Genomic DNA, 14,361 nt, shown 5'->3' with positions numbered 1-14,361 from the left:
CTGTTAATCATATTATGCTACAGTTCCTTGACAACTACTTCCTGCACCGGCTGTGCAGCCATAACAATGTTGAGAAATAATAATATTTCTGTTCTGTAGTAATTCTTCATTGTACTCACTAATGTGCTTTACTTTACTAGCGACTTTAAGATCTAACATTTGATTAAAATCACAATCATATAACCACCCATCCCAGCTTATAGAAATAGTATTAGTGCACATTACACTGGATACAGCAGATGGATTATATGCCTCTACCAATGCATACATATAATCTTCATAATTTTCTGACGCAATCAAATAATCTAAAAATCTACTGACTGGTAAATTAGTAATTGCAAACAAATTATGAAAGTGAATTCCAAAATCTTCTAATAAAGCTTTTTTGAAATCTTTTTCCATAGACGCTTGATCACTTGGTAAAAAAGCACCAGAAGGGTTATAAACTAAATCTAATCTTAGATCACTATCAGGCATGCCATATCCACGTTCATTAAGTTCCTGAAGCGCTTTAATAGATTTATCAAAGACACCATCTCCACGCTGTTTATCTGTTTTACCTCTAGTCCAATGTGGCATCGAGGAAACTACGTGTACATTGTGTTTTTTGAAAAAATCTGGTAAATCATAGTACTTTTTATTTGCTCTAATAATAGTCAGATTACTTCGTACAATAAAATCTTTGATTCCGGCTTTGCTAGCTTCTTCTACAAACCATCTAAAATTAGGGTTCATTTCTGGAGCACCACCGGTAAGATCTAATGTATGAGCTTCAGTTTTTTTAATGACTTCCAGACACTGTTTCATGGTCTCTTTAGTCATAATTTCTTTTCGGTCAGGACCTGCGTCTACATGACAATGTTCGCAAACCTGATTACACATATAGCCTACATTAATCTGAAGTATTTCTAGTTTATTAGGGCGCAACGGATTATGACCAGTTTCAGCAATTTTATCAGCAAATTTTGGTAGCTCGCCATTTGCGAAAATTCCGTTATTAAGAATCTCTAATTGTCTATGAGAATCAGCGAGTTCGTTATTTCTATTTTTCAGTGACTTAGTAGCCATACATTATTTTTAGCAATGATATTTTCTTTTTATATTATACGTGTAAATAAGAATCTTTTTACATAGAAAGTTTTTCATATTTATTCATCATTTGTACACCGTGTACTAATGTGGCTCCACTTTCTATTGCAGCACCAGTATGCACTGCTTCCATCATTTCTTCTTTCGTAATTCCTTTCTGAAGGCCATCTTTGGTATAAGCATCAATACAATAAGGACATTTAACTACATGAGAGACTGCTAATGCAATTAAAGACTTTTCACGGGCAGTAAGTGCACCTTCTTCAAAAACTTTTCCATAGTAATCAAAGAATTTAGTTCCTAGTTCTTCGCTCCACTCTGTTATTTTTCCAAATTTTCTAAGATCCGCGGGATCATAATATGTTTTAGACATGCTGTGTCATTTTTTAGTTACAGACATTTATTGTTGGTCGTATGGTAACAACCAAAACTTACAATAAATTTATATTTATTTTATAAGGACTAAAGTCTGCATAATGCTGTTAAAATAAAAGCTAATGTTAAATAATTAAGTCTTTTTATGACAAATTATTGATTGTAAAAACGTCAAAACGTTTGAAGCTTATACTAGTAGAAGTGTTGTTTTAATTTTGATATTGCTTTTTTTTAATTATAAATGTTAAGATAAAAGGCTTCTTTTTGATTTGAAAATTGATAGATGATATTTAGTAGTAATTATAAAATTCTTTGATGTAATATATTTAATTAATCTTTACTAGTTTTTTTTTATTCAATATTAAACACTTTAATATTTTAACAAATAAAAAGCATAAACAGCTGAATTACAGTGTTTTTTTTGAGTATTCAAGAATTCTTTTTAAGCTTTTATGACTAGATGTAAATACAATGTTAAGATTAATTTATTATAGCGAATTAGGATGTAATGTCGTAGTTTTATCAATATTCATAGTAAAAAATCTAAAATATTTATTTACTCTTTAAACAATAATTGAGTTAATATTTTTAAAGTAAATAGGAAAGATGGATTTGTTTAATCATTTATCATAAATAACCAAAAAATAAAATCAGTGAAAATTTATAAGAAATATAATTTTAGTAATATTAATGTAATTGTAGTAATAAGTTTTTTATTATTAGCTCCTAAATTTAGTTTTTCTCAGGATAAAGGAAGTCAGGAATCTTTAGATATTATTGAAAGAAAAGTAGATTCACTACTTTCTTTGATGACAGTTAAAGAAAAAATAGGACAGCTTGTATTATATAACGGGAGTTGGGATGTAACGGGACCACCTTCTGATGTTGGGAATAAAGAAAAATACGAAAAACTAAAAAATGGAGAAGTTGGAGCCATGCTTAATGCTACATCCGTTGCAGGAACTAAAGAATTGCAGAAAACTGTTATTGAAAACTCACGATTAAAAATCCCATTGCTTTTTGGATATGATGTCATACACGGTTTTAAAACCATATTTCCTATTCCACTAGGAGAAAGCGCAAGTTGGGATTTAGAAGCAATTACAAAGTCATCATCCATAGCAGCAAAAGAAGCAACGGCTTCTGGGATTAATTGGGCATTTGGACCTATGATGGATATTTCTAGAGACGCTCGTTGGGGTAGGGTTATGGAAGGGGCTGGAGAGGACCCTTTTTTAGCTTCAAAAATTGCTGTTGCGAGAATTGAAGGTTTTCAAGGAGATGATTTATCTAAAAATAACACGTTAGCTGCTTGCGCTAAGCATTTTGCTGCATATGGTTTTGCAGAAGGAGGAAGAGATTATAACACAGTAAGTATTGGTGAATATGAGTTGCATAATATAGTATTACCTCCTTTTAAAGCTGCAGTAAATGCCGGTGTGGCCTCCATGATGAGTTCATTTAATGAAATAGATGGTATACCTGCGACTGGACATAAAGGATTGCAGAGAGATATTCTTAAGAATACTTGGGATTGGGACGGCTTTATAGTTTCTGATTGGGCATCTATTTCCGAGATGATATTTCATGGGTATGCAAAAGATAAAACACACGCAGCGGAACTGGCGATACATGCCGGTAATGATATGGATATGGAAGGAAGAGCCTATGAAACAGGTTTAGAAGAGTTGGTGAAAGAGGGGAAAGTAGATGAAAAACTAATTGATGACGCTGCTAAGCGAATACTTAGAGTTAAATTTAAGTTGGGATTATTTGATGATCCATACAAATATTGTGATGAAGAACGAGAGAAAAAAGATATATACACCGAGGATCATATAGAAATTTCTAGGGATGTAGCTAGAAAATCTATCGTTTTGCTAAAAAATGAGAATGACATATTGCCTCTTAAAAAAGATATCAATAGCATTGCAGTTATAGGTCCATTAGCAGATGATAAAGATACTCCAATTGGTAGTTGGAGAGGTATGGCAACACCTAATTCCGCAGTTTCACTTTTAGAAGGAATTAAAACAACAGTAGATAAAAGTGTTAAAATATCATATGCAAAAGGAGTAGCCCTTGGAGTGGGTGAAAGAAGTTTTGTTCGTGATTTAAAAGTTAACAGAGATAGTTTTGAGGGCATTGAAGAAGCAGTAAAGGTGGCTAAAGAGGCTGAAGTTGTGGTTTTAGCAATTGGAGAAGAAGCTTTTCAGTCTGGAGAAGCTAGGAGTCAGGTAAGTATAGAGTTAACAAAGCCTCAACAAAAATTATTCAATGAGATTTATGCTGTAAATAAAAACATTGTAGTTGTACTTATGAATGGTCGTCCTATGGCAATTTCGGATATTGCGAAAAAGGCACCTTCGATATTAGAAACGTGGCATTTGGGTTCAGCATCAGGAAATGCAATTGCTGATGTTTTGTTTGGAGATTATAATCCTTCTGGAAAATTACCGGTTTCTTTTCCTAGAAGTGTTGGACAATTGCCATTATATTATAATGTAAAGAATACAGGAAGACCAGTTAATGCTGATGGAATGGTATTCTGGTCGCATTATACAGATGAAAAGAATGACGCATTATTCCCTTTTGGACATGGACTAAGTTACACTGATTTTAAGTATAAAGATTTTAAAATAAATGCTCCGTCTTTTGCTTCCGGAGGAAATCTATCTGTTTCTGTAACTATTACAAATACAGGTAAGAGAAAAGGAAAAGAAGTCGTGCAATTATATATTAAGGATTTAATTGGAAGCTTAACACGTCCGGTAAAAGAACTAAAAGGATTTGAGTTAGTTGAACTAGAGGCTAAAGAAAGTAAGACAATAACTTTTAATATTAACGAAGAGACAATCCAGTTTTATACAGCCAATAAAAAATGGGAAGCTGAATCTGGAGATTTCAAGGCTTTTGTAGGAGGTACTTCAGATACGGATCTTGAAGTCAATTTTTCTTTTAAAAAATAAAATGATGCAAAAATTATATATAATATTATTGGTTCTAATTGTTGTAAGTTGTAATTCAGAATCAAATAAAGATGATGGAAAACCAATGTCAGAAAAACCAACTGTAAGCACAGAATTTGATAAAGAAGTGGCAGCCGTACTTTCTAAAATGACTCTAGAAGAAAAGGTTGGTCAGATGACACAGATTACGCTTGATGTTATCACAAAAGGCGATAATCAATATAGCTCATCACAACCTTACGAATTAGACTCTGCATTGGTTTATAAAGCTATTCATACGTATAAGGTTGGCTCAATATTGAATACTCCAGGAATACCTTTGTCTAGACAGGATTGGTATAAAACTATTAAAACCTTTCAAGATGAAGCAGCAAAAACGCCAAGACAGATTCCGATTATTTATGGAATTGATGCTATCCATGGAGTAAACTATACAATTGGAGCTACCTTATTTCCACAACAAATAGGATTAGCTGCAACTTTTAATAAAGATTTGGTAAAAGAAGTAGCAAAAATTTCTGCCTATGAAACCAGAGCTTCTTCAATTCCCTGGAATTTTTCTCCTGTTTTAGGTTTAGGAAGAAATCCATTATGGCCAAGATTATGGGAAACATTTGGAGAAGATGTGTATTTAGGGAAAACAATGGGTGTTGCCATGGTAGAAGGATATCAGGGGACATTGGGAGATCCGAATACAGTTGCTTCATGTATGAAACACTATTTGGGCTATAGTGTTCCTCTTTCTGGTAAAGATCGTACACCTGCATGGATCCCGGAGAGAGAATTAAGACAGTACTTTTTACCAGCATTTAAAGAAGCCGTAGATGCAGGGTCTGTAACGTTAATGATTAATTCTGGAGAGATTAATGGGGTCCCTGTGCACGCCAGTAAGTTTTTGCTAACAGATATATTAAGAGACGAATTAGGTTTTGGTGGCATAGCAGTTACAGATTGGGCAGATATAAATTACCTCCATACAAGACATAAAGTAGCTGAAACTATCAAAGATGCAATTAAAATGTCTGTTAATGCAGGAATAGATATGAGTATGGTTCCGCATGATTTTGAATTCACAGAATTATTGGTAGAACTGGTAAAAGAAGGAAGTGTTTCTGAAGAAAGAATCAATAGTGCAGTTTCTAGAATTTTAAAAGTTAAAATGCAATTAGGGTTATTTGAAAACCCGGTTACAGATCCAAAGAACTATCCTGATTTTGGATCGGATAAATTTGCAGCAGTGAGTAAAAAAGCAGCAGTAGAATCTTTTACATTATTAAAAAACAAAGATAATATCTTACCACTTGCAGATGGTGTTAAAGTATTAGTCACAGGCCCCACGGCTAGCTCTATGAGACCTCTTAATGGTGGTTGGTCCTACAATTGGCAAGGGAGTGAAGCAGATACCTATGCAGCTGATAAGAATACAATTGTGGAGGCTTTTGCTAAAAAAGGAAATTCAATTTTTGTGCAAGGAGTTTCTTTTGAAGGTGAAAATAATATTAATGCAGCGGTGAAAGCTGCAAAACAAAGCGATGTAATCGTATTATGCTTAGGCGAAAACTCATACACAGAAACACCTGGAAACACAAATTCAATTCTATTGCCAAAGGATCAGATCGATTTGGCAAAAGCACTGTCTAAAACTGGAAAAACAATAATACTTGTTTTATTGGAAGGAAGGCCTGTTATTTTTAACGAAATAGAACCGTTGGTAGATGCTGTTTTTATGGGGTATTTGCCGGGTAATTATGGAGCAGATGCTCTATCGGACTTACTATTTGGAATAGAAAACCCATCAGGGAGATTACCAATTAATTACCCGAAACACCCACATGCTTTTGTGAATTATAATCATAAGCATTCTGATAATATTGCTGTTCCAAATTATTATGAGTCAGACTACGACCAGCAATATGAATTTGGTGATGGGTTATCCTATACTAGCTTTGAGTATAGTGATTTATCGATAAGCACAACTGAAATGAATCAAGATGGTTCGATTGAGGTTTCTGTAACTGTTACTAATACTGGAAGTAGAAAAGGAAAAGAAGCGGTGTTACTTTTTGTAAGTGATCTGTATGCTAGTATTACACCAGAAGTTCGTGCACTGAAAGGATATGATAAGATAACATTGGACAAAGGAGGATCTAAAAAGGTTTCATTTACGATCACAAAAGATGAATTATCCTTTGTTAATGAAAATTTAGAAACAGTAGCAGAACCTGGTGATTTCGAAATTAGTATTGGAGATTTGAAGAAAAAAATTAAGCTTAAATAAACTAGCTAGACTTAGTGTCTGTCTTTTGTCAATTAGCATTGATGACTTATTAATGTTTTATAAGCAAGTAGTTTGTAAAATGTGTTAAGATTTTAATGGTATATTTGATAAGCTTACTTATGTAAAAACTCATCGAATGTATCGTTTTTTTATTATACTTTGTTGTTTATCCTTTTCGGTTTATTCCCAATCTATAAAGAATAAGACACTTCCTAAAATTACCCACTATGATACTAAAAATATGGGGTTTAATGCTCAGTCTTGGGATATTCAGCAGGATGAGAATGGTCTGATTTATATAGCAAATGGGCATCAGGTTTTGATATTTGATGGGACTGATTGGTCTTCTGTAGCTACTAATTCCGAAATGGTCAATAGAAGTTTACTTGTTAAGAATAAGGATACAATTTATTTTGGTGCGGATGGGCATCATGGTATGTTAATAAAAAATGGTTACGATAACTATAATTTGCAGCCATTAAGGAATAGTAAAAAAGATGTGGTAGCCGATATTGAAGAATATTGGAGGACTCATTTTATTAATAATGAGATTATTTTTCAAACCTTCAGGAATTTATATGTTAATCAAGATAATATCATTACTAAAATACCAGCTCCTTATCGCTTCAAATGGAGTTACAAGGTAGATGATCAAATATATGTAAACGATCTTAAGTATGGAGTTTTTAGATTACAAGAAACGAACCTAATCCCAGTAATTAGCGATTCTAGTTTAAATGAGAATATTATTGGGGTTACGAAAGTTGATGAAGATCTAATTGTTATTACAGATACCAAAGGGTTGTATAAACTTATTGGAGATAGTTTGATTCCTCTTAACTTTTCAGTATCTGATAATATAGAGAAAGCTCAGATCTTTTCTTTTCTAAAACTTAGTGATAATAGAATAGCACTTGGAACGGTCTCTAATGGCCTATACATCATAGATCTTAAAACAGGAGAAACAAATAATATAAATAAGCGAAATGGGTTACAAAATAACACCATACTTTCTATATATCAAGATGACGAGGATAATCTTTGGCTAGCGTTAGACTATGGAGTAGATTACGTAAAATTGAACTCTCCTCTTACTTATTATTATGATTATTATGGAGACCTAGGATCAACTTATGCTGTTGTTAAAGAACAAAATCTAACTTATTTAGGAACGAATCAGGGACTATATGTTACGGATAATGTCTCAGGAAATTCTAATGACGATTTAGAATTATTACTTAACGGACAGGTATGGAATATAGAAAGAGTTGGAAACGAAATTTATGTTGGACACGATAAAGGTGCTTATGCTTTAAATGGAAGAGTTTTAACAAGAATGGGAGAAGATTTGGGTGCTTGGAATTTTCGTAAGTATGAAGTTCCAGGACTTGATAATGTAATTGTTTCCGGAAATTATAATGGAATTTCCTTATATCAAAGAAAAGATAACGAATGGGAAGGGTATAAATTAAAAGGTTTTGAAAAATCAGGGAGATATTTGGAAGTTGATGAAGAAAACAATCTTTGGGTGGCTCTTGGAACTGATGGTGTGTTCAAGTATCGTTTGGATTACGATAGTAAAGAATTAAAAAACCTTGCGTTTTATCCAGTAAGTGATTTTGACGGAAAAAGAATATCGCTTTCAAAAGTTGAAAATAAGATTGTTATAACATCAAATTTCCATTCGTATACATACTCTAGTGATAAAAACACTTTTACAAAGTCTGAAATTGGTTTAACTAAAGGATATGCTCCCAGAATACTTAAAAGAGATGATGAAACCTGGTATGTGGATAATGATAAAGTCGTTGTACAGTACCAAGATGGTCTTACAGCATTGCCTGAGTTAAAGGACCAGTTGATACCTGATGTTCTTAATGTTTTTTCATTGAGTGGAGAGAATAAAATTATTCCTGTTTTTAATGGTTATGCCATGTATTCTAAAGGTAAAAAAACGATAGCTAGAAATATTGAAAGTGATGTGTTAATCAGAAATTTCGTTTCGGTGAATAGTGGGAAATCATATGTCTTTGATTCCGAAATACCATTTTCGGATAACGACCTTAAGATTAATTATGCACTACCTATATATGGTCAGGAAATAGTATATCAAACCCGTTTAAATGACAATGAATGGAGTGAAAAAACTATGGCAACCGAGCAAACTTTGTTTAATCTAAAAGAAGGTGAATATACGTTTAAAATAAGAGCTAAATACAATGGTGATTTTAGAGAAAGCACTTTTGATTTCAGCATAAAACCTCCTATTTATAGAACACATTGGGCGTATGTTTTGTATCTGCTACTATTGTTATTGTTGATTATTTCGGTAATCGGAATTAATCGATATAAAATGAAGAAGCAAGAACGAATTTTGTTAGAACAGAAAGCAGAAAAACTTCAAAAACAAGAGGAAGAGCATAGAGCTCAAAAATTAGAACAGGAACATAAAATTATTGAGCTTAATAATTCTAAATTACATGATGAAATAAAGGCCAAAAGTAGAGAGCTTACTCAGATCGCTTATGTTAATTTAAATAAAAATAAGATTCTTAAGAAAATAAAGGATAAAATTGTCAAAGTACAAGATGCTTCTGCTCAGAAACTACCTACTAATAGCTATAACGAATTGGTAAGATTGGTTGATTATTATATTACAGATAAAGAAAGTAAGTTGTTTGAAATTAATTTTGATAAGTCACATCAAGAATTTTATGAAAAACTTTCTAAAAACTACCCTAACCTTACTTCTAAGGATTTAAGGTTATGTGCATACCTTAAAATGAATCTTTCTTCAAAAGAAATAGCTCCACTATTAGGAATAAGTTCACAAAGTGTTGATGTTAGCAGGCATAGATTAAGAAAAAAGCTTAATTTAGGCTCCAAAGATAATTTGACTAATATTCTTATAAGTCTAAAATAAGAAATTTCTAATAGTAAGGTCATGAGGAAAAAGGTTACCCTAAAACAGCTTGCAAAAGAATTGAACCTGTCCATTTCTACAGTTTCTAAATCATTAAAGAATGATTCGGAAATAAGTCAGAAAACCATTAATAGAGTTCATGAATTAGCTAATTTTTATAATTATAAGCCTAATGCATTAGCAGTAAGTTTAAAAAGTAATAAAACAAATACCATAGGGGTTTTACTGCCAGAAATTTTAAATCATTTTTATGCAAAAGTGTTATACGGTATTGAGCAAGAAGCTTCTAAAAACGGATATAAAATCGTTACCTGTATAACCAACGAATCTTATAAAAAAGAAGTAGAATATGTAGAAATGCTTAATTATAGTAGTGTAGATGGATTTATTCTTGCGTTGAGTAAAGAAACACAAATGCTTAATAAGCTAGACCATTTTAAAGACCTAAAAAGAGACAATGTGCCTTTGGTAATGTTTGATAGGGTAAGCGAAGAAATAGATTGTGATAAAGTAATTGTTGACGATAAACATGCGTCAAAAACGGCTATCCAGCATTTGATAAAAACTGGATGTAAAAAAATAGCAGTGATTTCTACTATTTTTGATCTTAGTGTAGGTAAATTAAGGTTAGAAGGAGCTCGAGAAGAGGTTGCATCAAATGATGGAGTAACCTTAATAGAACTGCCTATAAAAAATATTGAAACTGAAGAAAAAGAGATAGAGTTTTTTATTAAAAATAACAAAATAGATGCAGTACTTGGTTTGGATGAGACTGCGGCAGCCGTTGCAATAAATATGTCAAATAAGTTGGGATACAAAATACCAAAAGAGATTTCTGTAATTGGTTTTACAGATGGAATATTGTCCAAGCATTCATACCCCAAATTAACTATTGTTTCTCAACATGCAGAAGAGTTGGGCACCAAAGCAGCAAAAATGTTGCTTGACCGAATATCCAATACATCAGAGAATAATTATCAAACAAATACTGAGATTGTGAAAACTTCTTTAATACTTAGAGATTCCACCAATTAATTTATTCAATTACAAAGGTTTTCATTTTAAGGCCGACTCCAGTAATAGTTAATTTTTTCCAGCCTGATGGTAAAACTGGATTTTTTTGAATAATGCCGTCATCGGTAATGTGCAATCCTGCAAATCCAAAAATGACCGTTTGTAACATACCACCAGCTCCTGTTGCGAAATATGGATTATTACTTGTTGCGGCTTCAGCAAGTGCTCCAAAAGGAGGTCTTTTATTAGGCTCATAACTTCTTTTGAAAAGTCTGAAAGCATTTTCAGCATCTCCTAATCTGGCATAAATAACTGCAAATACACTTTGTGCCATAGCAGGACCTTCTTCAGCTAGTTTAGGTTCGTAGTAGGATAAATCTTTAAGGATTGTTTTTTGATCAGAAACGATATCAAGAGGGTAAGCTAATAGGTTTACGTCTGCTTGTTTTATTTGATCGCCATCGTATTTACTATGCTCTTTGGTAGTGCCATCCTCAAACTTGTGGATAATTATTTTATTAGATACTTCTTTCCAAATTTTATCTGGTGTAAGCCCAATTTCAGTAGCAGCAAGAGAAGCATATCTTAAACAGGTGATGGCGGATCCATTGGTGAAAGCATTATCATCTATATTAGAAGCAAATTCATTGGCTCCTACTACGTTTTTAATAGAATAAGATCCATCAGAGTTTCTTGTGGTTCGACTTATCCAGTAATCTGCTACTTCTTTTAATAAAGGATAACCACGTTCCTGAAGCCATTTTTTATCCTTAGTCACTCTATAATAATTCCAGAAAGCGATACCTACATCTGCAGTGATGTGATGTTCAAAAGTTCCCGTTAGAGCCCAAGGAGGAGTCGCTTCTTCTCCTGTATCATCACTTTCCCAAGGAAACATAGCTCCTTTATACCCAAAATTAACAGCTTTTCTTTTTGCTATTTCTAGTCTATCTGATCTGTAGTTAACCAGAGAACGAGCAATATCCTGATTCAATACTAATAATGGAGGATACATCCATAGCTCAGTATCCCAGAAAATATGTCCGTTATAACCCTGTGAGCTTAAGCCCATTGGCGCAATACTAAGATTAGAATCGCCTCTTGAAAATGCATAAAGATGATATAGTGCCAATCTTACATCCAATTGGGATTGCAGATCCCCATCTATAATAATGTCCCCTTTCCAAAGATTTTCCCATAAACCTTTATGTTGATTGAGTAAGTCATTTTGGGGAGTTAGTAAGTTGAAAATAACAAAACGCTCACTTTCGTTTTGGGGATCAAAAAAATCCTGAGTAGAACATTGGGCAGCAGTCCATGCAAATTTATAATGTTCTCCTTTTTTTACTTTTTTTTCAAAAGATAAATGATTGTTATACTCAGAAATTTTATGGTGCGTTAGTTTGGGACGTTGATTTTCTTTTCCAGAATTAATATCATGCCATATAAAAGTAGCAGACGTACCAACGGTGTGTTTACCTAATCTACTTTTTGCAACTGTTTGAAGAATGGGCATTGTCGTTTCTGCATCTTTCAATATTCTAAAAGTGCTCAATGGAGTAAGGTATTCTTTTGGAGTTTGAATTTTTCCAACTACTTTAAGGTCAATATCCTTAGAAGCCTTTATTTCGAAATCAAAATATCCTGAATAAGGTACATTTCGAAGCGCATATACGGTATATGAGATTTCTGCAATAGAATTATAGTTGAATGTTGTTGTAAAACTGGCTTCTTTCATATTCAATGTCTGCTTCCAGTTACTAATATTTTCATTTCTTAGCTTAGTATTGTTTATATACAGATCAAGATTTCCAAAGTTCATTCCCAAAAGTATTCTGCTAACACCAAGAGGAGATTCTTTGTCATAAACATTGTTTAGAATGATTTTATCAGTTTCTAAAATATTAGAAGATGGAAGAATGCCAATTCTTCCATTAGCGGTTACAATACCGGTGTAATTTTGACTTTCAGTAGTAGATAAGACCCATCCGCTTTCTTGTGAAAGCGCAGAGGTAATAACAAAAAGGTTTAATAAAATAAGGAAACGAAAATTTTTGGTAATCTTAAATGACATAAGAAGATGATTTTGTGAAGTATAAGAATGAATACACAAAACAATTTACTAAACAAATTTTGAAAACTGTAATAAAATAAGTTGATATAATAATACAACCGTTTGTATTGTGATTTTTTCTGAAAAACCAAAACATCTCTTATAATTAATCAATACTTTTCTTGCGCAGAACGTCTTAAGTACTTTCTCTTTCAGTTAGTTGAGTTTCTAATTGGACTATTGTTTTCTTATGGTCCATTTCATCAGGCTCATTAAGTTGATTGATAAGAAGTTCCGCTGCTTTTTGACCCATTTCAAAACTTGGTTGGGATATACAGGTTAACGTTGGGACAAATATTTCCCCTAGGCCTAAATCTCCAAAGCCTATTACGGAAACTTCTTCAGGTATTTTTTTACCTGTTTTTAGTAGAGTTTTCATAGTTAATAAACCGTAATTATCAGTACAGGCAAAAACTGCATCAGGAGGAGTAGATAAACTTTTGAAAAAATCAAGGATTTCTTTATCTTCAAATTCTCGATGAAGAGAATTACAGTGCAAAATTAGTTCTTGGTGAACAGGAATGTGGTATTCGGTTAATGCTGCAATAAAACCTTTATATCGATCTTGGAACACCTTTTTTTCTTTTATCCCTCCGATGAAAGCAATTTTTTTCTTTCCTTTTTTTATTAGGAATTCTACGGCTGCAAAAGAAGCTTTTTTGTCATCTATCATTACATGATCAGCTCCTGAAACTTGTTCTCTTATATTATCAAATAATACTATTGGCATTCCTTTACTAATCAAATCATTTAGGTGAGCTACATTTTCAGTTTCATGTGTGGGAGATAATATAATACCATCTACTAAACCTTTTTCAAAAGAAATTAAGTTTTCTTTTTCAAATTCATATGAATTTCTGGAGGAACTAATAAGTATTTTATAATTATGATTTCTAGCATATTGATCAATCCCTCTGCATACTTCAATAAAAAAAGGCTCATCATATCTAGGTATCAGAACTCCAATAATATTCGTTTTCCCTGAACTAAGGCTTTTAGCAATTTGATTAGGCATATATCCCATCGTCTTTGCAGTATTGAATACTTTTTCCCGAGTGCTTGGTTTTACTCTTGGGTTTTCATCTAAAGCACGAGATACAGTTGCAATAGAAATGTTAAGCTTTCTTGCAATATCTTCAAGTTTTACTCTTCTTTTTTTAAAACCCATCAAAATTAGTATTAAAAAATTATCAATAAATCTCTTATTTTGGTAAAAAAACGATAATACAAACGTTTGTATTTTTTTTAGTAGAAGATTTACTTTTCTAGGATGCTATTTGTTGTGTAATTTGTGATAACATTAATTAGCATGAGCAATACAGTATTATGATTTACTAAATAATAAGTTTATAAAACCTTCCCCAAAATAAGATATTCAAATTTCAGTATTTGAATGACCTACGCTAATTTATGATAAATAACGTTAGTACCTATGTTTTTTTAAGAAATTGAAAAATGGTTTGATAAGAAGTTTAAGGGTTATTTTTTTGTGATTGTATAGAAAAATTTCAATGATGTGTCTATATAAAATCTATACTTAATCGTTTACGTTCTTCATTTATAGCTTCTTTTTACATTACATCGGTGCTAATTAATAATC

8 protein-coding genes are annotated in these 14,361 nt (G+C 32.4%); 4 read left to right on the top strand and 4 right to left on the bottom strand.

All coding sequences use genetic code 11. The annotated features are described in order from the left end of the window. Positions 1-12 precede the first annotated feature (12 nt). On the bottom strand, positions 13-1,068 hold the full coding sequence (arsS, locus tag Q0921_RS21045) for an arsenosugar biosynthesis radical SAM (seleno)protein ArsS (RefSeq protein ID WP_299260425.1): 1,056 nt from the start codon (positions 1,066-1,068) through the stop codon (positions 13-15). 58 nt (positions 1,069-1,126) lie between these two features. Next, positions 1,127-1,462, bottom strand: coding sequence for an arsenosugar biosynthesis-associated peroxidase-like protein (locus Q0921_RS21040; protein WP_299260423.1), 336 nt, complete (start codon positions 1,460-1,462; stop codon positions 1,127-1,129). Positions 1,463-2,117: 655 nt separating this feature from the next. Here Q0921_RS21040 and bglX point away from each other — a divergent pair. The 4 genes from bglX (at position 2,118) to Q0921_RS21020 (ending at position 10,669) form a co-directional block, all read left to right on the top strand. After that, entirely contained in the window at positions 2,118-4,433 is a 2,316-nt protein-coding gene (bglX, locus tag Q0921_RS21035) for a beta-glucosidase BglX (RefSeq protein ID WP_299260421.1), read from the top strand. A gap of 4 nt (positions 4,434-4,437) precedes the next feature. Continuing rightward, entirely contained in the window at positions 4,438-6,711 is a 2,274-nt protein-coding gene (locus tag Q0921_RS21030; protein ID WP_299260419.1) for a glycoside hydrolase family 3 N-terminal domain-containing protein, read from the top strand. A 136-nt stretch (positions 6,712-6,847) separates the two neighbouring features. Continuing rightward, positions 6,848-9,634, top strand: a complete 2,787-nt coding sequence (locus Q0921_RS21025) for a two-component regulator propeller domain-containing protein (RefSeq protein WP_299260417.1) — start codon at positions 6,848-6,850, stop codon at positions 9,632-9,634. A 21-nt stretch (positions 9,635-9,655) separates the two neighbouring features. Then, positions 9,656-10,669, top strand: coding sequence for a LacI family DNA-binding transcriptional regulator (locus Q0921_RS21020; RefSeq protein WP_299260415.1), 1,014 nt, complete (start codon positions 9,656-9,658; stop codon positions 10,667-10,669). Position 10,670: 1 nt separating this feature from the next. On the opposite strand, the gene Q0921_RS21015 is transcribed toward Q0921_RS21020, so the two are convergent. After that, complete coding sequence (locus tag Q0921_RS21015; RefSeq protein WP_299260413.1) at positions 10,671-12,722, bottom strand: glycoside hydrolase family 65 protein; 2,052 nt, start codon at positions 12,720-12,722, stop codon at positions 10,671-10,673. A 175-nt stretch (positions 12,723-12,897) separates the two neighbouring features. Then, the gene (locus Q0921_RS21010) at positions 12,898-13,929 is read right to left on the bottom strand and encodes a LacI family DNA-binding transcriptional regulator (RefSeq protein WP_299260411.1); all 1,032 of its coding nucleotides are present in this window, start codon (positions 13,927-13,929) and stop codon (positions 12,898-12,900) included. Between the last annotated feature and the right edge of the window lie 432 nt (positions 13,930-14,361).

This window comes from uncultured Aquimarina sp. (genome assembly GCF_947496855.1).
Taxonomy (GTDB): domain Bacteria; phylum Bacteroidota; class Bacteroidia; order Flavobacteriales; family Flavobacteriaceae; genus Aquimarina.
This window is presented reverse-complemented; position numbering and strand designations above follow the sequence as displayed.